Raw genomic sequence first — 26,474 nt, forward strand, 5'->3', positions numbered from 1 at the left:
GACCCGGCCCCGGGCCCCCGTGCCGCACCGTTCCGTCAGGCGTCGTAGACGTCGGCCTTCTTGGGTCCCGGCTCCTGGACGCCGCCGCTGAGGACGAGCGAGCGGTTGGTGAAGCGCTCGGTGTCGACGTTGTGCTCGTCGAGGACCCTGATGGTCGCGGCGTGGACCGCGCGCAGCACGGGCGTCGCCATGCGGATGGCGTCGTCGGCCATGAAGCGGTTCTTCCAGAGCGGGCCGGCCCAGGCGTGGCGCAGGCCGAAGGGCTCGGGAAGGACGAGCTTGCCGCCGAGGAAGTCCAGGACCGGCGGGAACCAGGTGAGCGGGGCGCGGACGGCCATCCGGACCACGTCGTCGGTGTCGGTCAGCGGCAGCTTGATCTCGCGGGTCTCCCAGAAGCGGACGGTCTTGGAGACCTCCTTGGTCTTCGCCTTCGGCTTGGTGGTGAAGAGGCCGTGGACGGGGCCGAGGGCGTGGCCGGTGACCTCGATGCGGAGCGTGTGGTGGAGCGAGGTCACGGTGACCATCATGGTCAGGACGAGGTTCCCGTCCCACAGGGTGAACTGCACGCCGAGGTAGTGGCGGTTGCCCGCGCCGAACTGCTGGTCGTTGCAGATGCGCTGTATCTCGTGGGGCTTCACCTGGTAGTGGACGATGCTGTCGCCCTCGGGACGGCTGACCTCGTCCGCCCCCTCGCCGACCGGGACGACGATCCAGTGCTTGACGTTCGGCTTGGGGAAGCCGGTCTTGAGCGAGCCGCGCTCCAGGAGGGTGAGCTGCTCGTGGATCTTGCGGACGACGTCCCAGGCCCGGAAGTCGTGGATCTCCTTGCCCTGCTTGGGGACGAGCTCCTCGGCGAGGGTCCAGCTGCCCCAGCGCGTGCCCATGCCCAGGATGCCCTTGGGGCCGGCGTAGAACACGATGTTGGACTGCTGCTCGGCGGAGAGCTTCTCCAGGTTCTGGCGGAGGTCCTCGGCGGACTTCTCGCCCGGGTCGCGGGGGGCGGCCTCGGGGATCTTGGCGCCGATGCCGCCGCCGCTGAGGAGGGCGGTCCAGCGTTCGCGCAGGTCGACGGCGGTGTTCTCGCAGACGCGGCGGGCGAGGAACCAGCCGGCGACCGGCGCCACGAGCATGAGGCGCAGGTAGGTCGGCAGGACGCCGCCGAAGGGCAGCTTGAACATGACGAGCAGGGCGAGGAACCCGGCGGCGAGGAGCAGCGCGGTGCCGAGGGCGCTGGTGCGCCGTTGCGCGGAGCCGGCGACGGTCCGGCGGAGCTGGATGACGCCGAGCCAGAGCAGCAGGCCGGGAAGGAAGAGGACCCCGCAGACGAGCGTGATCAGCGTCAGCTTGACGTCCCGCTGCTTGCGGATGCGGTTGGCGGCGAGGCAGTGCACCACCACCGGCTGGGGTTCCACGCCGAAGGACTGGACGAGCGCCTTGCGGGCCCCGCCGAGCATCCGCACCTGGACGGCGCGGGAGAAGGCCTCGCCGAGGTCGGGACGGAAGAGTTTCTTCCATTTGCCGTCCGTGACCTTCGACTTGTGCAGGTCGTTGTTGGCCTCCAGGATCGTCTCGACCGGGCTGTCACGGTACGCGGCGGAGGCGAGGGCGTGGGTCGCCGCCGTCTGCCCGTCCGAGCCCTGGAGGGGGATCTGTGCCCCGGGGCCAAAACCGTCGATCGCCACTGCCGCCCCCATCGCGTGCGAGTACGTACCTGTGCGGGCTGTTCCCAACTGCCGCGCCCCGCACACCTTCTGAGCTGGGCACCCCAGCGTAGCCGGGTACCGCCCCGCGCGTCACCGGAGTGCGGGGGGACGGCCGGATGCCGCCCGCCCCGCGGGGGCGCGGCGGGGCGGCCACGGCTGCCGGGGCATCAGTCATGCGCGCTTTTCGGCCTGTTCCCGTACCTTCTTCGCCAGATGCGGCGGCATCGGCTCGTGCCGGACGTACGTGCGGTCGAAGCGCCCGGTGCCGTGGGACACGGACCGCAGGTCGACCGCGTACCGGACGATCCCGGTCTCCGGGACCTCGGCCCGCACGAGGGTCCGCCCCGGCCCCGCCCGGTCGGTGCCGACGACCCGGCCGCGCCGGCCCGACAGGTCGCTCATGACCGGACCGACGTACTCGTCGGGGACGAGGACCTCGACCTCGTCCACCGGCTCCAGGAGGCGGACGGGGACCCCGGCGGCCGCCTCCCGCAGGGCGAGGGCGCCGGCCGTCTGGAAGGCGGCGTCGGAGGAGTCGACCGAGTGGGCCCTGCCGTCGCGCAGGGTGACCCGGACGTCCACGAGCGGATGGCCGGTGGCGACCCCGCGCGCGGCCTGCGCCCGCACGCCCTTCTCGACGGAGGAGACGAACGGGCGCGGCACCGCCCCGCCGACCACCGCGTCGACGAACTCGACGCCGCTGCCCGCCGGCAGCGGCTCCACGTCGATCTCGCAGACGGCGTACTGGCCGTGCCCGCCGGACTGCTTGACGTGCCGGCCCCGGCCGGAGGAGGCGCCGCCGAAGGTCTCGCGCAGCGCCACCTCGTACGGCACGGCGTCGACCCGTACGCCGTGCCGCTCGCGGAGGCGTTCGAGGGCGACCTCCTGATGGGCCTCGCCCAGGCACCACAGCACCGTCTGCCCGGTGTCCGGGTTCTGTTCGAGCCGCAGCGCCGGGTCCTCGGCGACCAGCCGGGCGAGGCCCTGCGAGAGCCGGTCCTCGTCGGCCCTGCCGTGGGCCCGGACGGCGAGCGGCAGCAGGGGCTCCGGCAGGGGCCACGGCTCCATCAGGAGCGGGTCGTGCGCGGCGGAGACGGTGTCGCCGGTCTCGGCGTCCCCGAGGCGGGCGACGCAGACGAGGTCCCCCGCCACGCAGTGCGGCACGGGACGCTGCCGCCCGCCGAAGGGGGAGGTGAGGCCGCCGATCCGGTCGTCCGCCTCGTGGACGTCCCCGCTCCTCCCGGCCCGGCCGGCGGGACCGTGCCCGCAGACGTGGACGGTCTCCTCGGGGCGCAGGGTCCCGGAGAACACCCGGACCAGGGAGATCCGGCCCACGTAGGGGTCGGAGGCGGTCCTGAGGACCTCGGCCACCAGGGGTCCTCCGGGGTCGCACACGACCGGCGGCCGGTCCCGTCCGTCGGGGGCGGTGACGGCGCGGGGCCCGTGCTCCAGGGGGGAGGGGAAGCCGCGGGTGATCAGCTCCAGGAGTTCGACGGTGCCCAGGCCCTGCGCACCGCCGCCGGCGGGGGCGGCCGCGAGCACCGGGTGGAAGGCGCCCCGGGCGACGGCCTTCTCCAGGTCGTCCACGAGCGTCTCCGGGTCGATCCGCCCGCCGCCGAGGTAGCGGTCCATGAGGGTCTCGTCCTCGCTCCCGGCGATGATCCCCTCGATGAGCCGGGCGCGGGCCCCCGCGATGAGTTCTCCCTGCCTCCCGTCGGGCGGCAGCTCCCGCCGCGTCCCGGTGGAGTAGTCGAGGACCCGTTCCGGGAGCAGGTCCACCAGGCCGGTGACGGGCGCGTGCCCGTCGGGGCCCTCGGCGCCGCGCACCGGCAGGTGGAGGGGGAGGACGGCGTCCGGGTCGCCGCGGCCGAAGAGCCCGGCGCAGACGTCGGTCAGCTCCGCGAAGCCGGTCCGGGCGGTGTCGAGGTGGGTGACGACGACGGCGCGCGGCATGCCGACGGCGGCGCACTCCTCCCAGATCGCGCGGGTGGAGGCGGCGACGGCGTCGGCCTCCTGGGCGGCCGAGACGACGAAGAGGGCCGCGTCCGCCGCGCGCAGACCGGCCCTCAGCTCCCCGACGAAGTCGGCGGACCCGGGCGTGTCGAGCAGGTTGATCCTGTAACCGTTCCAGCCGACCGGGACCAGCGAGAGCTGGACGGAGCGGTGGCGGCGCCGTTCGATCGCGTCGTGGTCGGAGACCGTGTCGCCGTCCTCGACCCGCCCGGCCCGGCCGACCGCCCCGGTGGTCCGCGCGAGGGCCTCGACGAGCGTCGTCTTGCCCGCTCCGCCGTGGCCGACCAGCACCACGTTCCGTACGGCCGAGGGCCGGTCGGCCACCGGCACCCCGCCGGCGGCCCCGGCTGCCGTCTTCGTCCTGTCACCCATGACGTGTTCCTCCCGACTGCTCGCGCGGTGCGGCGGGACGCGGGGGCGGGGGCCGTGCGACACGGCGTCCGCGGTGCCCGCGGCGGTCCTCCGGGCCCGGCACCGGCTTCCGCGGTGCCCGCGGCGGCCCTTCGGCCGGCACCGGCTCCGGGGGTGCCCGCGGTGGGTGCCGGGGCCCGGCACCGGCGCCCGTGGTGGTCCTTCGAGCTTGGCACCCCCGCCGGGAGGCGTCCATCCGTCGCGGCGGCGCCCGCCCGCCGGGCCCGCCGGTCCGGAGGCACGCCGACGCGAACGGGCGGGCACCCGCCGGTGACCGGGGGCGCTCGTGACTACGATGGGCGGGCCGGTGGTCGCAGGGGCCGCGCGGCCCACCGAACCTCGGGAAGGCCATGCTGAACAAGTACGCGCGTGCCTTTTTCACGCGTGTCCTCACACCGTTCGCCGCGTTTCTGCTCCGCAGGGGCGTCAGCCCCGACGCGGTCACGCTCATCGGCACGGCGGGGGTGATGGCCGGCGCGCTGGTCTTCTTCCCGCGCGGGGAATTCTTCTGGGGCACCATCGTCATCACCCTGTTCGTCTTCTCCGACCTCGTCGACGGCAACATGGCCCGGCAGGCCGGGATCTCCAGCCGCTGGGGGGCCTTCCTCGACTCGACGCTCGACCGGGTCGCGGACGGCGCGATCTTCGGCGGCTTCGCGCTCTGGTACGCGGGCAGGGGCGACGACAACGTGATGTGCGCCGTGTCGATCTTCTGCCTGGCGAGCGGCCAGGTCGTCTCGTACACCAAGGCCCGGGGCGAGTCGATCGGCCTGCCCGTCGCCGTCAACGGCCTCGTGGAGCGTGCCGAGCGGCTGGTCGTCTCGCTGGTCGCCGCCGGACTCGCCGGGCTGCACGCCTTCGGCGTCCCCGGCGTCCAGGTGCTGCTGCCGGTCGCCCTGTGGGTCGTGGCCGTCGGCAGCGCGGTCACCCTGGGGCAGCGGGTCGTGACGGTCCGGCGGGAATCGGCCGAGGCGGACGCCGCCGCGGCCGGGGGAAACGGGGGAACGACGTGAACGCGATGAAGGACCGGCTCACCGACGGCCTGTACGGCCTCGGCTGGGCGACCGTGAAGAAACTGCCCGAACCGGTGGCCGCCGGTCTCGGCCGGCGGATCGCCGACCTCGCGTGGAAACGGCGCGGCGAGCGCGTCCTGCGCCTGGAGGCCAACCTCGCGCGCGTGGTGCCGGACGCCACGCCCGAACGGCTCGCCGAGCTGTCGAAGGCCGGCATGCGCTCGTACATGCGGTACTGGATGGAGTCCTTCCGGCTGCCGGCCTGGAGCAGGGAGCAGGTCGCGCGGGCGGTGGACATCAAGGACATCCACCTCCTCGAAGAATGCCTCGCCTCCGGACGCGGGGTCGTCCTCGCCCTGCCGCACCTGGCCAACTGGGACCTGGCGGGCGTCTGGGCGACCCGCGCGCTGGGCGTGCCGTTCACCACGGTCGCGGAGCGGCTCGAACCGGAGTCGCTGTTCGACCGGTTCGTCGCCTACCGCGAGTCCCTCGGCATGGAGGTCGTGCCGCACACCGGCGGCTCCGCCTTCGGCAGGCTCGCGCGGCGACTGCGGGCCGGGGGCCTGGTCTGCCTGGTCGCGGACCGGGACCTGTCCGCCTCCGGCACCGAGGTCACGTTCTTCGGGGAGACCGCCCGGATGCCGGCGGGCCCGGCGATACTCGCCCAGCAGACGGGCGCGCTGCTGCTGCCGGCGACGCTCTGGTACGACGGCCCGGCGGTCATGCGGGGGCGCGTCCACCCGCCCGTGGAGGTGCCCGGGACGGGCACGCGGGCCGAGAGGACCGCGATCATGACCCAGGCCCTCGCCGACGCCTTCGCCGAGGGCATCGCGGAGCACCCGGAGGACTGGCACATGCTGCAACGGCTCTGGCTCGCGGACCTGGAGGAGCGGGAGGGCGGGACGGCGTGAGGATCGGGATCGTCTGCCCGTACTCCTGGGACGTGCCGGGCGGCGTCCAGTTCCACATCCGCGACCTGGCCGAGCACCTGATCGGCCTCGGCCACGAGGTCTCCGTCCTCGCCCCCGCCGACGACGAGACCCCGCTGCCGCCGTACGTGGTCTCCGCGGGCCGTGCCGTCCCCGTGCCGTACAACGGCTCGGTGGCCCGGCTCAACTTCGGCTTCCTCTCCGCCGCGCGGGTGCGCCGCTGGCTGCACGACAACGCCTTCGACGTCGTCCACATCCACGAGCCGACCTCGCCCTCCCTGGGGCTGCTCACCTGCTGGGCGGCGCAGGGACCGATCGTGGCCACCTTCCACACCTCGAACCCGCGCTCGCGCGCCATGATCGCCGCGTACCCGATCCTCCAGCCCGCCCTGGAGAAGATCAGCGCCCGCATCGCCGTGAGCGAGTACGCGCGGCGCACGCTCGTGGAGCACCTGGGCGGCGACGCCGTCGTCATCCCCAACGGCGTCGACGTGGACTTCTTCGCCCGCGCCGAGCCGAGGAAGGAGTGGCAGGGCGGGACCCTCGGCTTCATCGGCCGCATCGACGAGCCCCGCAAGGGCCTGCCCGTCCTGATGAGGGCCCTGCCCCGCATCCTCGCGGAACGGCCCGGGACCCGGCTCCTGGTGGCCGGGCGCGGGGACGAGGAGGAGGCGGTGGCCTCGCTGCCGCGCGAGATGCGGTCCCGGGTGGAGTTCCTGGGCATGGTCAGCGACGAGGACAAGGCGCGGCTGCTGCGCAGCGTCGACGTGTACGTGGCGCCCAACACCGGCGGGGAGAGCTTCGGCATCATCCTGGTCGAGGCGCTGTCGGCCGGGGCACCCGTGCTCGCCGCCGACCTGGACGCCTTCGCGCAGGTCCTCGACCAGGGCGGCGCGGGCGAACTCTTCGCCAACGAGGACGCCGACGCCCTCGCGGAGGCGGCGATCCGCCTCCTGGGCGACGAGGAACGCCGCGCGGAACTGAGCGCCCGGGGATCGGCCCACGTCCGCCGCTTCGACTGGTCCACCGTCGGCGCGGACGTCCTCTCGGTCTACGAGACCGTCACGGCCGGCGCGGCGGCGGTGGACACCGACGAACGGGCGGGCGGACTGCGGGCGCGGCTGGGACTGTAGGGGCCGGGGGCCGGCCGTGAGCCGGCCCCCGCGCCGTCCGGCACCGGCCCGTCCGGAACCCCCGTACCGCCCCGGTAGCCTGTGCGCCCGTGACCCAAACCCTGATCTGGACCGTCGCCGCGCTGATCCTCGTCGGCGTCTACCTCAGCTGGACCGCCGGGCGGCTCGACCGGCTGCACTCCCGCATCGACGCCGCCCGCGCCGCCCTGGACGCGCAGCTGCTCCGGCGGGCCTCGGTCACCCAGGAACTGGCCACCTCGGGAATCCTCGACCCGGCCGCCTCGATCGTCCTGTACGAGGCCGCGCACGCCGCCCGGCAGGCCGAGGAGGACCACCGGGAGGTCGCCGAGAGCGAACTCAGCCAGGCGCTGCGGGCCGTCTTCGGCGAACCCGAGCAGATGGAGCTCGTACGGGAGGTCCCCGGCGGCGAAGAGGCCGTGGGGGAGCTGGCGCAGGCCGTCCGCCGGGTGCCGATGGCCCGCCGCTTCCACAACGACGCCGTGCGGGCCGCCCGCGCGCTGCGCCGCCACCGCACGGTCCGCTGGTTCCGGCTCGCGGGCCACGCCCCCTTCCCACTGGCCTTCGAAATGGACGACGAGCCGCCGGTGGCCCTTGCCGATCGTCCGGTCTGACCCTCCGTAACCTGCGAAAACGATCCACCGGGTCCACATTGGCCCTTGCCGTGGCCCGGGAGTGGACTGTTTCCTCGTTCCTGTCGTCAACCCCGTTGTCACCAGTGAGGTATCCGTGTCCACCACGCCTTCCACCCCCTCCCCGTCCCCCGAGACCGGCACCGCGCGCGTGAAGCGCGGCATGGCCGAGCAGCTCAAGGGCGGCGTGATCATGGACGTGGTCAACGCCGAGCAGGCGAAGATCGCCGAGGACGCCGGCGCCGTGGCCGTCATGGCCCTGGAGCGGGTCCCCGCGGACATCCGCAAGGACGGCGGCGTCGCCCGCATGTCCGACCCGAACATGATCGAGGAGATCATCGGCGCGGTCTCCATCCCCGTCATGGCCAAGTCCCGCATCGGCCACTTCGTCGAGGCCCAGGTCCTCCAGTCCCTCGGCGTCGACTACATCGACGAGTCCGAGGTCCTCACCCCGGCCGACGAGGTCAACCACTCCGACAAGTGGGCCTTCACCACCCCCTTCGTCTGCGGCGCCACCAACCTGGGCGAGGCCCTGCGCCGCATCGCCGAGGGCGCGGCCATGATCCGCTCCAAGGGCGAGGCCGGCACCGGCAACGTCGTCGAGGCCGTCCGCCACCTGCGCCAGATCAAGAACGAGATCGCCAGGCTGCGCGGCTACGACAACAACGAGCTGTTCGCCGCCGCCAAGGAGCTGCGCGCCCCGTACGAGCTGGTCAAGGAGGTCGCCGAGCTCGGCAAGCTGCCCGTCGTCCTCTTCTCCGCCGGTGGCGTCGCCACCCCCGCCGACGCCGCGCTCATGCGCCAGCTCGGCGCCGAGGGCGTCTTCGTCGGCTCCGGCATCTTCAAGTCGGGCGACCCGGCCAAGCGCGCCGCCGCCATCGTGAAGGCCACCACCTTCTACGACGACCCGAAGGTCATCGCGGACGCCTCCCGCAACCTGGGCGAGGCCATGGTCGGCATCAACTGCGACACCCTCCCCGAGTCCGAGCGCTACGCCAACCGCGGCTGGTAAGCACCCATGAGCACTCCTGTGATCGGTGTCCTGGCCCTCCAGGGCGACGTACGGGAGCACCTGATCGCCCTGGCCGCGGCGGACGCCGTGGCCAGGCCGGTGAGGCGCCCCGAAGAGCTCGCCGAGGTGGACGGCCTGGTCCTCCCCGGCGGCGAGTCCACCACCATCTCCAAGCTGGCCGCGCTCTTCGGCCTCACGGAGCCGCTGCGCGAGCGCATCGCCGCGGGCCTGCCGGTCTACGGCACCTGCGCCGGCCTGATCATGCTCGCCGACAAGATCCTCGACCCGCGTTCGGGCCAGGAGACCTTCGGCGGCATCGACATGATCGTCCGCCGCAACGCCTTCGGGCGGCAGAACGAGTCCTTCGAGGCCGGCGTCACCGTCGCGGGCGTCGGGGGCGGCCCCGTCGAGGGCGTCTTCATCCGGGCCCCCTGGGTGGAGTCGGTCGGCGCGGACGTCGAGGTCCTGGCCGAGCACGGGGGCCACGTCGTCGCCGTACGGCAGGGCCGGGCGCTCGCGACCTCGTTCCACCCCGAACTCACCGGGGACCACCGGGTCCACGCCCTGTTCGTCGACATGGTGCGCGCGGCGGGCTGATCCGATCCCGGTAGGATCTCTGGGGTTCGTTCAGGAATGGGTTACGCGAAGGAGACAGGCAGATGTCCGGCCACTCTAAATGGGCTACGACGAAGCACAAGAAGGCCGTGATCGACGCCAAGCGCGGCAAGCTCTTCGCGAAGCTGATCAAGAACATCGAGGTCGCGGCCCGCACGGGCGGCGCCGACCCCGACGGCAACCCGACGCTCTACGACGCCATCCAGAAGGCGAAGAAGAGCTCGGTGCCGAACAAGAACATCGACTCCGCGGTCAAGCGCGGCGGCGGCCTCGAGGCCGGCGGCGTCGACTACGCCACGATCATGTACGAGGGCTACGGCCCGAACGGCGTCGCGGTGCTCATCGAGTGCCTCACCGACAACCGCAACCGCGCCGCCTCGGACGTGCGCGTCGCCATGACCCGCAACGGCGGTTCCATGGCCGACCCGGGCTCCGTCTCGTACCTGTTCAACCGCAAGGGCGTCGTCGTGCTCCCCAAGGGCGAGCTGACCGAGGACGACGTCCTGGGCGCGGTGCTCGACGCGGGCGCCGAGGAGGTCAACGACCTCGGCGACTCCTTCGAGATCATCAGCGAGGCCACCGACCTGGTCGCGGTCCGCACCGCCCTCCAGGAGGCCGGCATCGACTACGACTCCGCCGACTCCAGCTTCGTCCCGACCATGCAGGTCGAGCTGGACGAGGAGGGCGCGCGCAAGATGTTCAAGCTGATCGACGCGCTGGAGGACAGCGACGACGTGCAGAACGTCTTCGCCAACTTCGACGTGTCCGACGAGGTCATGGCGAAGGTCGACGCCTGATCGCGTGCGTGCCGCAACGGGCCGACGGGGACACGTTCCCGTCGGCCCGCCGCGTTGTCGGTGACACCCGATAGCCTGCTCAAACAGGAGATCGAAGAGAGGGGGCGACGTGCGCGTACTCGGAGTGGACCCCGGGCTCACCCGGTGCGGCGTCGGCGTCGTCGAGGGCGTCGCCGGCCGGCCCCTGACCATGCTCGGCGTCGGCGTGGTGCGGACGCCCGCGGACGCCGACACCGGAATGCGCCTCGTCGGCATCGAGCGGGGCCTGGAGGAATGGATCGACCGCTTCTCGCCCGAGCTCGTCGCGGTGGAGCGGGTCTTCAGCCAGCACAACGTCCGCACGGTGATGGGCACCGCCCAGGCCAGCGCGGTCGCCATGCTCTGCGCCTCCCGGCGCGGCATCCCGGTCGCCCTGCACACCCCCAGCGAGGTCAAGGCCGCCGTCACCGGCAGCGGCCGCGCCGACAAGGCCCAGGTCGGGACCATGGTGACCCGGCTGCTCCGGCTCTCCGAGCCCCCCAGGCCCGCCGACGCCGCCGACGCCCTCGCCCTCGCCATCTGCCACATCTGGCGGGCCCCCGCCCAGAACCGCCTCCAGCAGGCCGCCGCAGCCCAGAACCGCCTCCAGGAAGCGGCCGCCCGGCACGCGTCCGCAGTGAAAGGCCGAATCCGATGATCGCCTTCGTCAGCGGCCCGGTCGCCGCCCTCGCCCCCACCACGGCCGTCATCCAGGTCGGCGGCGTGGGCATGGCCGTCCAGTGCGCCCCGGCGACCCTCGCCGGACTGAGGATCGGCGAGGAGGCCCGGCTCGCGACCTCCCTCGTCGTCCGCGAGGACTCCCTCACCCTGTACGGCTTCGCCGACGACGACGAACGGCAGGTCTTCGAGCTCCTCCAGACCGCCAGCGGCGTCGGCCCCCGCCTCGCCCAGGCCATGCTCGGCGTGCACAGCCCCGACGCGCTGCGCCTCGCCGTCGCCACCGGCGACGAGAAGGCCCTCACCGCCGTCCCCGGCATCGGCAAGAAGGGCGCGCAGAAACTCCTCCTCGAACTGAAGGACAAGCTCGGCGCCCCCCTCGGCACCGGCGGCCCGGCCGGCCCCCGGCGCGCCGCCTCCGGCCCGGCCCCCTGGACCGAGCAGCTCACCGCCGCCCTCATCGGCCTCGGCTACGCGCCCCGCGAGGCCGAGGAGGCCGTCGGCGCCGTCACGCCGCAGGCCGAGGCCGCCCTCGCCGAGACCGGCGCCGCCCCCGTACCGCAGCTGCTCCGCGCGGCCCTGCAGACCCTCAACCGCGCCCGCTGACCCCCCTCCCGGCACACCGGCCGGCCCCGTACGAACGAGAAGGCACCACCGTGAACTGGGACGACGACACCACCGAGGCACCCGACGCCGAGGCGCGCATCGTCGACGCCGCCGCAGAGGGCGACGACCAGGCCGTCGAGGCGGCCCTGCGCCCCAAGGACCTCAGCGAATTCGTGGGCCAGGAGAAGGTGCGCCAGCAGCTCGACCTGGTCCTCAAGGCCGCCCGGCAGCGCGGCGCCACCGCCGACCACGTCCTGCTCTCCGGCGCCCCCGGCCTCGGCAAGACCACCCTCTCGATGATCATCGCGGCCGAGATGAACGCCCCGATCCGCATCACCTCCGGCCCCGCCATCCAGCACGCCGGCGACCTCGCCGCGATCCTCTCCTCCCTCCAGGAGGGCGAGATCCTCTTCCTCGACGAGATCCACCGCATGTCCCGGCCCGCCGAGGAGATGCTGTACATGGCGATGGAGGACTTCCGCGTCGACGTGATCGTCGGCAAGGGCCCCGGCGCCACCGCCATCCCGCTGGAGCTGCCGCCCTTCACCCTCGTCGGCGCCACCACCCGGGCCGGGCTGCTGCCGCCCCCGCTGCGCGACCGCTTCGGCTTCACCGCCCACATGGAGTTCTACGACCCGTCCGAACTCCAGCGCGTCATCCACCGCTCCGCCGGACTCCTCGACGTCGAGATCGACCCGGCCGGAGCCGCCGAGATCGCCGGCCGCTCGCGCGGCACCCCCCGCATCGCCAACCGCCTGCTGCGCCGGGTCCGCGACTACGCCCAGGTCAGGGCGGACGGAGTCATCACCCGGGAGATCTCCGAGGCGGCCCTGAGCGTGTACGAGGTCGACGGCCGCGGCCTCGACCGGCTCGACCGCGCCGTCCTGGAGGCCCTGCTCAAGCTCTTCGGCGGCGGACCGGTCGGCCTGTCCACCCTCGCGGTCGCGGTGGGGGAGGAGCGCGAGACCGTCGAGGAGGTCGCGGAACCCTTCCTCGTCCGCGAGGGCCTGCTGGCCCGCACCCCCCGGGGCCGGGTCGCCACTCCCGCCGCGTGGGCCCACCTCGGGCTCGTTCCGCCGCAGGCGGCGGGCCCGGCGGCACCGGGAAGCGGACAACAGGGGCTCTTCGGGGCGTGAGACGCCCGTGACGGGCGGATGACGGCGCGGAGTGTCGCCCGAGCAGGAACCACGGTGCCATGCTGGGCGTTGTTCCATCGATGCGGACTCGCCTAGACTCCGCCGATGCCGCCCTTTCTGGTCGGCGCGCCCACCCCCGAAGACCAGGCCGCGGGTTCTCCGTGACCGTGCGAAGGATTTCCGTCCCGTGAATAACATCGGCATGCTCCTCCCGTTCATCGTGCTCATCGGGGCGATGTTCCTGATGACCCGCTCTGCGAAGAAGAAGCAGCAGCAGGCGGCGGAGATGCGCAACCAGATGCAGCCCGGCACCGGCGTACGCACGATCGGGGGAATGTACGCCACCGTCAAGGAGATCGGCGACGAGACCGTCCTCCTGGAGGTCGCGCCCGGCGTGCACGCCGTCTACGCCAAGAACGCCATCGGCGCGGTCCTGGAGGACTCCGAGTACAACCGGATCGTCCACGGCGACGAGGGCGACGAGGCGCCGGACTCCGACGCGGTCGTCCCGGACGACGCCTCCTCCCTGACGGCGGGGGCCACCGACATCACCGCCGAGGACGCCCCCAAGGCGGACCTGACGAAGAAGTCGGACGCGGCCGAGGGCCAGAAGGACGGCAAGGCCGACGGCGAGACCGACGCGAAGTAGTCGCGGCCGGGGAACACGCGCACTCCTCCCGGAGCGCGCGGCCCCCGGAACGGTTCCACGTCTGCGGGGGAAGGTCCCCACACATACTTCGTGGCCACCGCGCGCACACCCGGCGCACGGTGGTTGGACAGGGAGATACGACAGGTGGCAGCACCGAAGAAGGGCCGAAGGCCGGCGGGGGGACAGAGCCGGCCGGGCCGCGCCCTGGCACTCATCCTGATCGCCATGGTCGCGCTCACCGGCGGCATGTTCGCGTCGGGGCACACCACCCCGCGCCTGGGCATCGACCTCGCCGGCGGCACGTCGATCACGCTCAAGGCCAAGGCCGACCCCGGCCAGGAGTCGGCGGTCAACGAGACCAACATGAACACGGCGGTCGACATCATCGAGCGCCGTGTCAACGGTCTGGGTGTCTCCGAGGCCGAGGTCCAGACGCAGGGCCGCGAGAACATCATCGTCAACATCCCTCGCGGGACGGACGAGAAGCAGGCCCGTGAGCAGGTCGGCACCACCGCCCAGCTCTACTTCCGGCCCGTCCTCACGGTGACGAGCGGCGCGCCCCAGCCCGCGCCGACCGCCGGTTCCTCCGGCGCCCCGTCGGCCCCTCCCGCGCCGTCCGCCTCCGGCACGACCGCGGGCGGCCCGTCGGCCGCCCCGAAGACCACCGCCTCTCCCCGGGGCCGTGCGCTCACCGAGGCGCTCAGGGCACCGACCCCGACCCCCACCGGAAGCGCCCCGGCCTCCCCGAAGCCGAAGGCCTCCGGCACCCCCGCGGCGACTCCGGCGCCGAACCCCGCCAACGCGGCCCTCGAGCAGAAGTTCGCCGCCCTGAACTGCCTCGACCCCAAGCAGCGCTCCGCCGCCGGCCAGGGCGTCAAGCCGTCCGAGCCCACCGTGGCCTGCGGCGAGGACGCCCCGGGCGTGTGGTCGAAGTACATCCTCGGCCCGGCCGAGGTGGAGGGCCGTGACGTCGACGACGCCAAGGGCGTCTTCGACCAGCAGCGCGGCATGTGGATCGTCACCATGGACTTCACGGACGCCGGTTCGAAGAAGTTCCAGTCGATCACCGGCAAGCTGTCCTCGCAGGCCGACCCGCAGAACCGGTTCGCGATCGTCCTGGACGGCGAGGTCGTCTCGGCCCCCTCGGTGCGCCAGACGCTCAGCGCCAGCGCCGAGATCTCCGGCAACTTCAACCAGCAGTCCGCCCAGGACCTCGGCAACATCCTGTCCTACGGCGCCCTGCCCCTCTCCTTCCAGACGCAGAGCGTCGACACCGTCACCGCCGCGCTCGGCGGCGACCAGCTGGAGGCCGGCCTGATCGCCGGCGCCATCGGCCTCGCGCTCGTCGTCATCTACCTGGTCGTCTACTACCGGGGCCTGTCGCTGATCGCCATCCTCAGCCTCGGCGCCTCCGCGCTCCTCACCTACGTGATCATGGCCCTGCTCGGTCCGGCCATCGGCTTCGCGCTGAACCTGCCGGCCGTCTGCGGCGCCATCGTCGCCATCGGCATCACGGCGGACTCGTTCATCGTCTACTTCGAGCGCATCCGCGACGAACTGCGCGAGGGCCGCACGATCCGCCCGGCCGTCGAGCGCGCCTGGCCCCGCGCCCGCCGCACCATCCTGGTCTCCGACTTCGTGTCGTTCCTGGCCGCGGCCGTGCTCTTCGTCGTCACCGTCGGCAAGGTCCAGGGCTTCGCGTTCACGCTCGGTCTGACCACCCTGCTGGACATCGTCGTGGTGTTCCTCTTCACCAAGCCGGTCATGACGCTGCTGGCGCGGACCAAGTTCTTCGGCGACGGCCACCCGTGGTCCGGCCTGGACCCGAAGCGCCTCGGTGCCAAGCCGCCGCTGCGCCGCACCCGCCGCACCACCGCCCCCGCCGGCCCTGTCGACCCGAAGGAGGCGTGAGATGTCGAAGCTCGGCGATCTCGGAGCCCGACTCCACCGCGGTGAGGTCGGCTACGACTTCATCGGCAACCGCAAGCTCTGGTACGGCCTGTCCGTCCTGATCACCATCACCGCCATCGTCGCCCTGGCCGTCCGCGGCCTCAACATGGGCATCGAGTTCCAGGGCGGCGCCGTCTTCACGACCCCGAAGACGGACGTCTCCGTCAGCCAGGCCCAGGAGTACGCGGAAGAGGCCTCGGGCCACGACGCGATCGTCCAGCAGCTCGGCAACGGCTCGCTGCGCATCCAGGTCGGCGGCCTCGACACCGACAAGTCCGACCAGGTCCGCTCGGAGCTGGCCAAGGACCTGAAGGTCGCCGAGAGCAAGATCGCGGCGGAGCTGGTCGGTCCCAGCTGGGGCGAACAGATCGCCAACAAGGCATGGACCGGCCTCGGGGTCTTCATGATCCTCGTGGTGATCTACCTGGCCATCGCCTTCGAGTGGAGAATGGCGGTCGCGGCACTCGTCGCCCTCATCCACGACCTCACCATCACCGTGGGCATCTACTCCCTGGTCGGCTTCGAGGTCACCGTCGGCACCGTCATCGGCCTGCTGACGATCCTCGGTTACTCGCTCTACGACACCGTCGTCGTCTTCGACTCCCTCAAGGAGTCCACGAAGGACCTCACGAAGAAGCAGGCCCGCTTCACCTACAGCGAGCTGGCCAACCGTTCGATCAACGGCACCCTGGTCCGCTCGATCAACACCACCGTCGTCGCGCTGCTGCCGGTCGCCGGCCTGCTCTTCATCGGCGGCGGCGTCCTCGGCGCCGGCATGCTCAACGACATCTCGCTGTCGCTGTTCGTGGGCCTCGCCGCCGGCGCGTACTCGTCGATCTTCATCGCCACCCCGCTCGTCGCCGACCTCAAGGAGCGCGACCCGGCGATCAAGGACCTCAAGAGGCGCGTCCTGGCCAAGCGGGCCGCCGCCGCCAAGGACGAGCGGGCGGACGGGACGGACGCGTTCGGCGACGGTGCCGAGACCGCCGTCGTCGGCCCCCGGGCCGGCCGCCGGGGCCGCACCGAGGAGCACCGCGGATGACCGCGGGGACCCAGGACCTCACCGGCCTCCTGCTCAGCCGCATCCGCGACGTGCCGGACTACCCGAAGCCCGGCGTGCTGTTCAAGGACATCACGCCGCTGCTCGCGGACCCGGAGGCGTTCGGCGCGCTGACCGACGCCCTCGTCGGGCTGTGCTCCGCGCACGGCGCGACGAAGGTCGTCGGCCTGGAGGCCCGCGGCTTCATCCTGGCCGCACCGGTGGCCGTCCGCGCGGGACTGGGCTTCGTCCCGGTCCGCAAGGCCGGCAAGCTCCCCGGTGCCACGCTCCGCCAGGCGTACGAGCTGGAGTACGGCACCGCCGAGATCGAGGTGCACGCCGAGGACCTGGCGGCGGGCGACCGCGTCATGGTCGTCGACGACGTCCTCGCCACCGGCGGCACGGCCGGGGCGGCCGTGGAGCTCGTCCGCCGCGCGGGCGCCGAGGTCGCGGGCGTCGCCGTCCTCATGGAGCTGGGCTTCCTCCCGGGCCGCGCCCGGCTGGAGCCGGCCCTGAAGGGCGCTCCGCTCACGGCGCTGATCACCGTCTGACGTCGGGCCTCCACCCGTACGGGGCGCTCCGGGAATCACCGGGGCGCCCCCGTCGTTTTCCGGAATGCCCCGGTCCGGTGTGCCGGGGCGCATGTCCCCGGGCACCGCGGACGCCCCGGACACCCGTCCCCTCCGGGCGCGTGAGCGGGGCGGGGCGCGGCTCGATACGATGGCCTTTCCGGGCCTGACCGGGGGACCCGGAACCTCCCCCAGACCGCGTCCGGGGGGACCCCAGAGGAGCGCTCTTGCCAGACGAGGCCCAGCCACTCTCCGCCGCGCAGCCCGACCCGAAGGCCGAGAAGGCCGCGCCGGGAACCGGCACGCCACGGAACGAGCCCGCGGAGACCGGGCCCGTGCCCGCCGCGCCCGAGCCGGCCTCGCCCGCGCGCCCCGCACCGGCGCCGCCCGCCCGTTCCGGCGGCTCCTCCAACCGCGTCCGCGCCCGCCTCGCCCGCCTCGGCGTCCAGCGCTCCTCCCCGTACAACCCGGTCCTGGAACCGCTCCTGCGGATCGTCCGCTCCAACGACCCCAAGATCGAGACGGCCACGCTCCGCCAGATCGAGCGGGCCTACCAGGTCGCCGAGCGCTGGCACCGGGGCCAGAAGCGCAAGAGCGGCGACCCGTACATCACGCACCCGCTCGCCGTCACCACCATCCTCGCGGAGCTGGGCATGGACCCGGCGACCCTGATGGCCGGGCTCCTGCACGACACCGTCGAGGACACCGAGTACGGCCTCGACACCCTGCGCCGGGACTTCGGCGACCAGGTCGCGCTCCTCGTCGACGGCGTCACCAAGCTCGACAAGGTCAAGTTCGGCGAGGCCGCCCAGGCCGAGACCGTCCGCAAGATGGTCGTCGCCATGGCCAAGGACCCGCGCGTCCTGGTCATCAAGCTCGCGGACCGCCTGCACAACATGCGCACCATGCGCTACCTCAAGCGGGAGAAGCAGGAGAAGAAGGCCCGCGAGACGCTGGAGATCTACGCCCCCCTGGCCCACCGCCTGGGCATGAACACCATCAAGTGGGAGCTGGAGGACCTCGCCTTCGCGATCCTCTACCCCAAGATGTACGACGAGATCGTCCGGCTCGTCGCCGAGCGCGCCCCCAAGCGGGACGAGTACCTCGCGGTCGTCACCGACGAGGTCCAGGCCGACCTGCGCGCCGCCCGCATCAAGGCCACCGTCACCGGCCGCCCCAAGCACTACTACAGCGTCTACCAGAAGATGATCGTCCGCGGCCGCGACTTCGCGGAGATCTACGACCTGGTCGGCATCCGCGTCCTCGTGGACACCGTCCGCGACTGCTACGCGGCCCTCGGCACCGTCCACGCGCGGTGGAACCCGGTCCCCGGCCGGTTCAAGGACTACATCGCGATGCCGAAGTTCAACATGTACCAGTCGCTGCACACGACGGTCATCGGACCCAACGGCAAGCCCGTCGAACTCCAGATCCGCACCTTCGACATGCACCGGCGCGCCGAGTACGGCATCGCCGCGCACTGGAAGTACAAGCAGGAGGCCGTCGCCGGTGCCTCCAAGGTCCGCGCCGAGGCACCGAGGAGGACCGGCAAGGACGACCACCTCAACGACATGGCGTGGCTGCGCCAGCTCCTCGACTGGCAGAAGGAGACCGAGGACCCCGGCGAGTTCCTGGAGTCCCTGCGCTTCGACCTCTCCCGCAACGAGGTCTTCGTCTTCACCCCCAAGGGCGACGTCATCGCGCTGCCCGCCGGGGCCACCCCCGTCGACTTCTCGTACGCGGTCCACACCGAGGTCGGCCACCGCACGATAGGGGCACGGGTCAACGGGCGGCTCGTCCCGCTCGAATCGACCCTCGACAACGGCGACCTGGTCGAGGTCTTCACCTCCAAGGCCGCCGGCGCCGGTCCCTCCCGCGACTGGCTCGGCTTCGTCAAGTCCCCGCGCGCCCGCAACAAGATCCGTGCCTGGTTCTCCAAGGAGCGCCGGGACGAGGCCATCGAGCAGGGCAAGGACGCCATCGCGCGGGCCATGCGCAAGCAGAACCTGCCGATCCAGCGCATCCTGACCGGCGACTCCCTCGTCACCCTCGCCCACGAGATGCGCTACAGCGACATCTCCTCGCTGTACGCGGCGATCGGCGAGGGCCACGTCACCGCCCAGTCCATCGTGCAGAAGCTGGTCCAGGCGCTCGGCGGCGAGGAGGCCGCCACCGAGGACATCGACGAGGCCACCCCGCCGACCCGCGGGCGTTCCAAGCGCCGCTCCAACGCCGACCCCGGTGTCGTCGTCAAGGGCGTCGAGGACGTCTGGGTGAAGCTGGCCCGCTGCTGCACCCCCGTACCCGGCGATCCGATCATCGGCTTCGTCACCCGGGGCAGTGGCGTATCGGTTCACCGCAGCGACTGCGTCAACGTGGACTCGCTCTCCCGGGAGCCGGAGCGCATCCTGGAGGTCGAGTGGGCCCCCACCCAGTCCTCCGTCTTCCTCGTCGCCATCCAGGTCGAGGCCCTGGACCGCTCCCGGCTGCTCTCCGACGTCACCCGGGTCCTCTCGGACCAGCACGTCAACATCCTCTCGGCGGCCGTGCAGACCTCCCGCGACCGGGTGGCCACCTCCCGCTTCACCTTCGAGATGGGCGACCCGAAGCACCTGGGCCACGTCCTGAAGGCCGTGCGGGGCGTCGAGGGCGTCTACGACGTGTACCGCGTGACCTCGGCCCGCCGGCCGTGACGCGCGCACACGAAGGGGCGGGCCCGGTACGCGTACCGGGCCCGCCCCCTTTTCGCGGCGGTGTCAGCCGCCGAACTCCTCCAGGCCCTTCAGGGCCTGGTCGAGCAGGGCCTGACGGCCCTCCAGCTCGCGCGAGAGCTTGTCGGCCTTGGCGTCGTTGCCGGCGGCACGGGCCGCGTCGATCTGCTTGCGCAGCTTCTCGACCGCGTCCTGGAGCTGGCCGGTGAGACCCGCGGCACGCGCGCGCGCCTCCGGGTTCGTCCGGCGCCACTCGGCCTCCTCGGCCTCCTGGATCGCCCGCTCCACCGCCTGCATCCGGCCCTCCACCCGGGGACGGGCGTCACGCGGGACGTGACCGATCGCCTCCCAGCGCTCGTTGAGGGAGCGGAAGGCCGCGCGGGCCGCCTTCAGGTCCGTCACCGGGACGAGCTTCTCGGCCTCGGCCGCCAGCTCCTCCTTCAGCTTCAGGTTCTCGGTCTGCTCCGCGTCCCGCTCGGCGAAGACCTCGCCGCGCGCGGCGAAGAAGACGTCCTGGGCGCCGCGGAAGCGGTTCCACAGCTCGTCCTCGTGCTCGCGCTGGGCGCGGCCCGCCGCCTTCCAGTCCGCCATCAGCTCGCGGTAGCGGGCCGCGGTGGCCCCCCAGTCGGTGGAGTTCGACAGGGACTCCGCCTCCGCGACCAGGCGCTCCTTCACCTTGCGGGCGTCCTCGCGCTGGGCGTCCAGGGACGCGAAGTGGGCCTTGCGGCGCTTCGAGAACGCCGAACGGGCGTGCGAGAAGCGGTGCCACAGCTCGTCGTCGGACTTGCGGTCGAGCCGGGGGAGGCCCTTCCAGGTGTCCACGAGCGCCCGCAGCCGCTCGCCCGCGGAGCGCCACTGCTCGCTCTGGGCCAGCTCCTCCGCCTCGGCGACGAGCTTCTCCTTGGCGGCGCGCGCCTCGTCGGTCTGCCGGGCCTTCTGGGCCTTGCGCTCCTCGCGGCGCGACTCGACCGTCTCGACGAGCCTGTCCAGACGGGCGCCGAGCGCGGCCAGGTCGCCGACGGCGTGGTGCTCGTCGATCTGGTGCCGGATGTGCTCGATCGCCGCGGTGGCGTCCTTCGCCGAGAGGTCGGTGGTCCTCACCCGCTTCTCGAGGAGGCCGATCTCGACCACCAGGCCCTCGTACTTGCGCTCGAAGTAGGCCAAGGCCTCCTCGGGGGTGCCGGCCTGCCACGATCCGACGACCTTCTCGCCCTCGGCCGTCCGCACGTACACGGTGCCCGTCTCGTCGACGCGGCCCCACGGGTCGCTGCTCACAGCGCCTCCTCACCATGATGCCGTCGGGGGGCCGTAACCCCCCGGGCATCGTCCACAGTTTCCCGGCGGGCCTCGCCCGCCTTCCGCAGCGCGGCCGACGGCCCACGCTGCACGACGCCAATCTAGGCGAACCGCGGCCCGGCTGTCCGCACCCAGCGCGACCGAGATTCGACGGTCGCGCGCAGGAGCGGGCGCGCGGGCGGGCGCCCGCTCCGGCTCACTTCTTCGTGACGGTCGCCTTCTCGATGGTGACGGTCTTCTTCGGGGCGCCGTCCGTGGCGCCGCCCGCGACACCGGCCGCGGCGACGTCCTGGACCGTCTTGAGGCCGGCCGCGTCGATCTTCCCGAAGGGGGTGTAGGTCGGCGGCAGCTTGGTGTCCTTGTACACGAGGAAGAACTGGGAGCCGCCGCTGCCCGGCTGCCCGGTGTTCGCCATGGCCACGCTGCCGGCCGGGAAGGTCACCGTGCCGTCCGCGCCCGCCTTGCCGAGGCCGCCCAGGTTCTCGTCCGGGATGGTGTAGCCGGGGCCGCCGGTGCCGGTGCCCTGGGGGTCGCCGCACTGGAGCACGTAGATGCCCTGTGTGGTGAGCCGGTGGCACTTCGTCCCGTCGAAGTACTTCTTGTCCGCGAGGTGCTTGAAGGAGTTCACCGTGTGCGGGGTCTTCGCCGCGTCCATGGTGACCGTGACGGCACCCTCGCTGGTCCTGAGCACCATGTCGTACGAGGCGTTCCGGTCCACGGTGAGCTTCGGCTCCGGGTTCGCGGACCGCGAGGGCGCCGGCGTGGAGGGGTTCGCGGGGGTGGGCGTCGTGCCCGCGGCGCCGTCCGAGCCCTTCGTGCCGCCGTCGGTCAGTTTCACCGAGGCGTACACGGCGCCGCCCGCCGCCAGCACCACCGCGAGGGCGGAGGCGACGACGGTGTTGCGGCGCCTGTCCCTGCGGCGCTTCTCCTCCCGCCGCTGCTGCTGCCGCACGTACTTCTCCCTGGCAAGCTGCCGCCGCCGCTGATCGCTGCTGACCACCGGGTCCGCTCCTTCTCGCTCGTCTGTTCCTGCCCTGGCCGGATGTGCCCGTACCGTATACGGGTTGGCTGTGGAAGCGGCACCGCCGGTAGGCTCTGACCGGCCGCGTTCCGTGTTTTCCGCGGGCCCCGCGCCTCCCTGCCGGACGACATCTAAGGACGAACGTGCTGATTGCCGGGTTCCCCGCCGGGGCCTGGGGGACCAACTGCTACGTGGTCGCCCCCGCCGCAGGTGAGGAGTGCGTGATCATCGACCCGGGCCACCAGGCCGCCCAGGGCGTCGAGGAGACGCTGAGGAAACACCGGCTCAAGCCCGTCGCCGTCGTCCTCACCCACGGACACATCGACCACGTCGCCTCCGTCGTCCCGGTGTGCGGCGCCCACGACGTCCCCGCGTGGATCCACCCGTCGGACCGCTACATGATGAGCGACCCGGAGAAGGCCCTCGGCCGCTCCATCGGGATGCCCCTCATGGGCGAACTCACCGTGGGGGAGCCCGACGACGTGCGCGAGCTCGCGGACGGCTCCCGGCTGAAGCTCGCCGGCCTGGACTTCTCGGTCGCCCACGCGCCCGGCCATACCAAGGGGTCGGTGACCTTCCGGACCCCCGAGACCGCGGAGGTCCCCTCCGTGTTCTTCTCCGGGGACCTGCTGTTCGCCGGCTCCGTCGGACGCACCGACCTGCCCGGCGGTGACATGGACGAGATGCTCGGATCGCTGGCCCGCGTGTGCCTGCCGCTCGACAACTCGACCGTGGTGCTGTCGGGACACGGTCCCCAGACGACCATCGGCCAGGAACGCGCCACCAACCCCTACCTCCGGCAGGTGGCCGCCGGCCTCGGGAGCCCCGACGCTCCCCGACGAGGAATGTGACGACTCACGTGAGCACCTTCAAGGCCCCCAAGGGCACGTACGACCTCATTCCGCCGGTCTCGGCGACCTACCTCGCGGTCCGCGAGGCCATCGCGGCGCCCCTGCGCCGCTCCGGCTACGGCTACGTCGAGACCCCCGGCTTCGAGGACGTGAACCTCTTCGCCCGGGGCGTCGGCGAGTCCACCGACATCGTGACCAAGGAGATGTACGCCTTCGAGACCAAGGGCGGCGACCGGCTCGCCCTGCGGCCCGAGGGCACCGCCTCCGTCCTCCGCGCCGCCCTGGAGGCCAACCTCCACAAGCAGGGCAACCTGCCGGTCAAGCTCTGGTACTCCGGCTCGTACTACCGCTACGAGCGCCCCCAGAAGGGCCGCTACAGGCACTTCTCGCAGGTCGGCGCCGAGGCGATCGGCGCCGAGGACCCGGCGCTCGACGCCGAGCTGATCATCCTGGCCGACGAGGCCTACCGCTCCCTGGGCCTGCGGAACTTCCGCATCCTGCTGAACTCGCTCGGAGACAAGGAGTGCCGCCCCGCCTACCGGGAGGCCCTCCAGGCCTTCCTGCGCGGCCTCGACCTCGACGAGGACACGCTGCGCCGCGCCGAGATCAACCCGCTGCGCGTCCTCGACGACAAGCGCGAGTCCGTGCGGAAGCAGCTCGTCGGCGCCCCGCTCCTGCGCGACCACCTGTGCGACGCGTGCACGGCGTACCACGAGGAGGTGCGCGCCCTGATCACCGCGGCGGGCGTCGTCTTCGAGGACGACCCGAAGCTGGTGCGCGGCCTCGACTACTACACCCGCACCACCTTCGAGTTCGTCCACGACGGCCTCGGCTCGCAGTCGGCGGTCGGCGGCGGCGGCCGTTACGACGGCCTCTCCGAGATGATCGGCGGCCCCGCGCTGCCGTCCGTCGGCTGGGCGCTCGGCGTGGACCGCACGGTCCTCGCCCTGGAGGCCGAGGGCGTCGTGCTCGACCTGCCCTCCGCCACCAGCGTCTTCGCCGTCGCCCTCGGCGAGGAGGCCCGCCGGGTCCTCTTCGGCAAGGTCACCGAGCTGCGCAGGGCCGGTGTCGCTGCGGACTTCTCCTTCGGCGGCAAGGGGCTGAAGGGCTCCATGAAGGACGCCAACCGCTCGGGCGCCCGTCTCGCCGTCGTCGCCGGCGAGCGCGACCTGGCCGAGGGCGTCGTCCAGCTCAAGGACATGACGTCCGGCGAGCAGCGGGCGGTCGCCCTGGACGACCTCCTGGACGAGGTACGGGCCGAGCTGGCCTGACACCCGGCCGTACGCAGGGGCCCGACCCGCGGGACGCGGACCGGGCCCCCTCGCGTACGGGCCCGCCCGGTCCGTCCTTGTCCCCACCGAACGGTCCGCACGGTCCCCCGTACGGCAGAATGACCGGGACCGGCAGCCCGCGAGCGATGGATCGGAAACATGACGAAAGCAGCGGTGGACGACTCGGCGCGCGGAACGATCGGAGCGAGCCGCGCCTTCTCCTGGCTCCTGGTGATCACGGGCGCGGCCGGACTGCTCGCCGCCTGGGTCATCACGATCGACAAGTTCAAGCTCCTGGAGGACCCCGGCTTCACCCCCGGGTGCAGCCTCAACCCGGTGGTGTCCTGCGGCAGCGTCATGAAGAGCGAGCAGGCGGCGGTCTTCGGCTTCCCCAACCCGATGCTCGGGCTCGTCGCGTACGGCGTGGTGATCGCGGTCGGCGCCGGTCTGCTCGCCGGCGCCCGCTACCGCCGCTGGTACTGGCTCGGCCTCCAGGCGGGGACCCTCTTCGGCGTCGGCTTCTGCGCCTGGCTGACCTACCAGTCGCTGTACGAGATCAACGCCCTCTGCCTGTGGTGCTGCCTCGCCTGGACCGGGACCATCGTCATGTTCTGGTACGTGACCTCGCACAACGTGCGCAACGGCGTGATCCCCGCCCCCGCCGGCCTGAGGACCTTCTTCGGCGAGTTCACCTGGGTCCTGCCCGTCCTGCACATCGGGATCATCGGCATGCTGGTCCTGACCCGCTGGTGGGACTTCTGGACGGGCTGAGCCCGGCCGGATTGTCGGCGGCGTGACCTAGGCTTCGTGAACGTGGAGCCCGACCTCTTTACCGCAGCCGCCGAAGAACGCCAGGAGAAGGACCCGTCCAGCAGCCCGCTGGCCGTCCGGATGCGCCCCCGCACCCTCGACGAGGTGGTGGGGCAGCGGCACCTCCTCAAGCCCGGGTCGCCGCTGCGCCGGCTCGTGGGGGACGGCGACGGAGGCCCCGCCGGAGCCTCCTCCGTGATCCTCTGGGGCCCGCCGGGCATCGGGAAGACCACCCTGGCGTACGTCGTCTCGAAGGCCACGAACAAGCGGTTCGTGGAACTGTCCGCCATCACCGCGGGCGTCAAGGAGGTCCGGACCGTCATCGACGGGGCCCGGCGCGCGGCGGGCGGCTACGGCAAGGAGACCCTCCTCTTCCTCGACGAGATCCACCGCTTCTCCAAGGCCCAGCAGGACTCCCTCCTGCCGGCCGTCGAGAACCGCTGGGTGACGCTGATCGCCGCCACCACCGAGAACCCCTACTTCTCCGTGATCTCCCCGCTCCTCTCCCGCTCGCTGCTCCTCACCCTGGAGCCGCTGACCGACGAGGACCTGAAGGGACTGCTCGCCCGGGCCCTCACCGACGAGCGCGGGCTCGGCGGGGCCGTGACCCTGCCGGAGGACGCCGAGGCCCACCTCCTGCGGGTCGCGGGCGGCGACGCCCGCCGCGCCCTGACCGCCCTGGAGGCCGCCGCCGGCGCGGCCATCGCCAAGGGAGAGGCGGAGATCACCCTCCGGACGGTCGAGGAGACCGTCGACCGGGCGGCCGTGACGTACGACCGGGACGGCGACCAGCACTACGACGTGGCCAGCGCCCTCATCAAGTCGATCCGGGGCTCCGACGTGGACGCGGCCCTGCACTACCTGGCGCGGATGATCGAGGCGGGGGAGGACCCGCGCTTCATCGCGCGGCGGCTGATGATCTCCGCGAGCGAGGACATCGGCCTGGCCGATCCGAACGCCCTGCCGATCGCGGTGGCCGCCGCCCAGGCCGTCGCCATGATCGGTTTTCCCGAGGCGGCGCTGACCCTGAGCCACGCCACCATCGCCCTCGCCCTGGCCCCGAAGTCGAACGCGGCGACGACCGCGATCGGCGCGGCCCTCGCGGACGTGCGGAACGGCCTCGCGGGCCCGGTCCCGGCCCACCTGCGCGACGGCCACTACAAGGGCGCGGCCCGGCTCGGCCACGCCCAGGGATACGTGTACCCGCACGACGTTCCCGGCGGCATCGCGGCCCAGCAGTACGCCCCGGACACGGTCCGCGACCGCCAGTACTACGAGCCCACCCGCTACGGCGCGGAGGCGAGGTACGCGGACGTGGTGGAGCGCGTGCGGGCGCGGCTGCGGGGGGACGACTAGGGCGCGCCGGAAGCGGCGCCGCCCGCCGGGCGGGGCTTTCGGCGCGCGCCCCGGGCCTCCCGGACGGGGGCGTGCGGGGGACCCGCGCGGACCCGGTACACTGGTCGGGATCGCTGCGTCCCGTGTCCGGCTCCGGCCGGCACCACCAGAACGGGACAGTCAGTCGGAGACCCGGCCCCCGGGCGGGGATCTCCAGGAGCGTCGCGCACCTTCGAAGGTGTCGCGTGCCACCCATCA

The 26,474-nt window shown here is 72.6% G+C and carries 23 protein-coding genes; 19 read left to right on the forward strand and 4 right to left on the reverse strand.

Annotation, left to right across the window (positions count from 1 at the left end):
- Window positions 1–35 precede the first annotated feature (35 nt).
- Window positions 36–1,694, reverse strand: coding sequence for a hypothetical protein (locus tag ACZ3IL_RS17165; protein ID WP_467391148.1), 1,659 nt, complete (start codon window positions 1,692–1,694; stop codon window positions 36–38).
- Between the two features lie 180 nt (window positions 1,695–1,874).
- Window positions 1,875–4,088, reverse strand: coding sequence for an elongation factor G-like protein EF-G2 (locus ACZ3IL_RS17170; protein ID WP_467391150.1), 2,214 nt, complete (start codon window positions 4,086–4,088; stop codon window positions 1,875–1,877).
- A 389-nt stretch (window positions 4,089–4,477) separates the two neighbouring features.
- Here ACZ3IL_RS17170 and pgsA point away from each other — a divergent pair, with 389 nt between their 5' ends.
- The 15 genes from pgsA to ACZ3IL_RS17245 all read left to right on the forward strand — a co-directional run bounded on the left by pgsA (window position 4,478) and on the right by ACZ3IL_RS17245 (window position 19,614).
- Complete coding sequence (gene pgsA, locus ACZ3IL_RS17175; protein ID WP_467391152.1) at window positions 4,478–5,140, forward strand: phosphatidylinositol phosphate synthase; 663 nt, start codon at window positions 4,478–4,480, stop codon at window positions 5,138–5,140.
- A 5-nt stretch (window positions 5,141–5,145) separates the two neighbouring features.
- A complete protein-coding gene (locus tag ACZ3IL_RS17180) occupies window positions 5,146–6,051 on the forward strand; it encodes a phosphatidylinositol mannoside acyltransferase (RefSeq protein WP_467391345.1) in 906 nt (301 codons plus the stop codon).
- Entirely contained in the window at window positions 6,048–7,202 is a 1,155-nt protein-coding gene (locus tag ACZ3IL_RS17185) for a glycosyltransferase family 4 protein (RefSeq protein ID WP_467391154.1), read from the forward strand. The genes ACZ3IL_RS17180 and ACZ3IL_RS17185 overlap by 4 nt, the downstream gene beginning before the upstream one ends.
- Before the next feature lie 89 nt (window positions 7,203–7,291).
- Entirely contained in the window at window positions 7,292–7,834 is a 543-nt protein-coding gene (locus ACZ3IL_RS17190) for a LemA family protein (RefSeq protein ID WP_467391156.1), read from the forward strand.
- 115 nt (window positions 7,835–7,949) lie between these two features.
- Window positions 7,950–8,864 (forward strand): pyridoxal 5'-phosphate synthase lyase subunit PdxS, encoded by a 915-nt coding sequence (gene pdxS, locus ACZ3IL_RS17195; protein ID WP_467391158.1) that lies wholly within the window; start codon window positions 7,950–7,952, stop codon window positions 8,862–8,864.
- Between the two features lie 6 nt (window positions 8,865–8,870).
- Window positions 8,871–9,461, forward strand: a complete 591-nt coding sequence (gene pdxT, locus ACZ3IL_RS17200; protein ID WP_467391160.1) for a pyridoxal 5'-phosphate synthase glutaminase subunit PdxT — start codon at window positions 8,871–8,873, stop codon at window positions 9,459–9,461.
- 62 nt (window positions 9,462–9,523) lie between these two features.
- Window positions 9,524–10,276 (forward strand): YebC/PmpR family DNA-binding transcriptional regulator, encoded by a 753-nt coding sequence (locus ACZ3IL_RS17205; RefSeq protein WP_467391162.1) that lies wholly within the window; start codon window positions 9,524–9,526, stop codon window positions 10,274–10,276.
- 109 nt (window positions 10,277–10,385) lie between these two features.
- A complete protein-coding gene (gene ruvC, locus ACZ3IL_RS17210) occupies window positions 10,386–10,952 on the forward strand; it encodes a crossover junction endodeoxyribonuclease RuvC (protein WP_467391164.1) in 567 nt (188 codons plus the stop codon).
- A complete protein-coding gene (gene ruvA / locus ACZ3IL_RS17215) occupies window positions 10,949–11,578 on the forward strand; it encodes a Holliday junction branch migration protein RuvA (protein ID WP_467391166.1) in 630 nt (209 codons plus the stop codon). The genes ruvC and ruvA overlap by 4 nt, the downstream gene beginning before the upstream one ends.
- Before the next feature lie 50 nt (window positions 11,579–11,628).
- A complete protein-coding gene (ruvB, locus tag ACZ3IL_RS17220) occupies window positions 11,629–12,714 on the forward strand; it encodes a Holliday junction branch migration DNA helicase RuvB (RefSeq protein ID WP_467391168.1) in 1,086 nt (361 codons plus the stop codon).
- Window positions 12,715–12,916: 202 nt separating this feature from the next.
- Window positions 12,917–13,363, forward strand: coding sequence for a preprotein translocase subunit YajC (gene yajC / locus ACZ3IL_RS17225; protein ID WP_467391346.1), 447 nt, complete (start codon window positions 12,917–12,919; stop codon window positions 13,361–13,363).
- A 144-nt stretch (window positions 13,364–13,507) separates the two neighbouring features.
- On the forward strand, window positions 13,508–15,274 hold the full coding sequence (gene secD, locus ACZ3IL_RS17230; RefSeq protein WP_467391170.1) for a protein translocase subunit SecD: 1,767 nt from the start codon (window positions 13,508–13,510) through the stop codon (window positions 15,272–15,274).
- A 1-nt stretch (window position 15,275) separates the two neighbouring features.
- Complete coding sequence (gene secF, locus ACZ3IL_RS17235) at window positions 15,276–16,355, forward strand: protein translocase subunit SecF (protein WP_467391172.1); 1,080 nt, start codon at window positions 15,276–15,278, stop codon at window positions 16,353–16,355.
- Complete coding sequence (locus ACZ3IL_RS17240; protein WP_467391174.1) at window positions 16,352–16,903, forward strand: adenine phosphoribosyltransferase; 552 nt, start codon at window positions 16,352–16,354, stop codon at window positions 16,901–16,903. The genes secF and ACZ3IL_RS17240 overlap by 4 nt, the downstream gene beginning before the upstream one ends.
- Window positions 16,904–17,148: 245 nt before the next feature.
- Window positions 17,149–19,614 (forward strand): RelA/SpoT family protein, encoded by a 2,466-nt coding sequence (locus tag ACZ3IL_RS17245; protein ID WP_467391176.1) that lies wholly within the window; start codon window positions 17,149–17,151, stop codon window positions 19,612–19,614.
- A 63-nt stretch (window positions 19,615–19,677) separates the two neighbouring features.
- Here ACZ3IL_RS17245 and ACZ3IL_RS17250 read toward each other — a convergent pair whose 3' ends face one another.
- Window positions 19,678–20,907 carry a DUF349 domain-containing protein gene (locus ACZ3IL_RS17250; protein WP_467391178.1) on the reverse strand — a complete coding sequence of 410 codons (1,230 nt, stop codon included), beginning with the start codon at window positions 20,905–20,907 and terminating at the stop codon, window positions 19,678–19,680.
- Between the two features lie 217 nt (window positions 20,908–21,124).
- Entirely contained in the window at window positions 21,125–21,928 is an 804-nt protein-coding gene (locus tag ACZ3IL_RS17255) for a peptidylprolyl isomerase (protein ID WP_467391180.1), read from the reverse strand.
- Window positions 21,929–22,092: 164 nt separating this feature from the next.
- Between ACZ3IL_RS17255 and ACZ3IL_RS17260 the strand changes: the two genes are divergently transcribed.
- From ACZ3IL_RS17260 to ACZ3IL_RS17275, 4 genes are all read left to right on the forward strand, one after another.
- Window positions 22,093–22,800 (forward strand): MBL fold metallo-hydrolase, encoded by a 708-nt coding sequence (locus tag ACZ3IL_RS17260; protein WP_467391182.1) that lies wholly within the window; start codon window positions 22,093–22,095, stop codon window positions 22,798–22,800.
- 8 nt (window positions 22,801–22,808) lie between these two features.
- Complete coding sequence (gene hisS / locus ACZ3IL_RS17265; RefSeq protein ID WP_467391184.1) at window positions 22,809–24,071, forward strand: histidine--tRNA ligase; 1,263 nt, start codon at window positions 22,809–22,811, stop codon at window positions 24,069–24,071.
- Between the two features lie 159 nt (window positions 24,072–24,230).
- On the forward strand, window positions 24,231–24,842 hold the full coding sequence (locus ACZ3IL_RS17270; protein WP_467391186.1) for a vitamin K epoxide reductase family protein: 612 nt from the start codon (window positions 24,231–24,233) through the stop codon (window positions 24,840–24,842).
- 42 nt (window positions 24,843–24,884) lie between these two features.
- Window positions 24,885–26,237 carry a replication-associated recombination protein A gene (locus ACZ3IL_RS17275; RefSeq protein ID WP_467391188.1) on the forward strand — a complete coding sequence of 451 codons (1,353 nt, stop codon included), beginning with the start codon at window positions 24,885–24,887 and terminating at the stop codon, window positions 26,235–26,237.
- Window positions 26,238–26,474 lie beyond the last annotated feature (237 nt).

Source organism: Streptomyces sp. NPDC014907 (assembly GCF_055562975.1).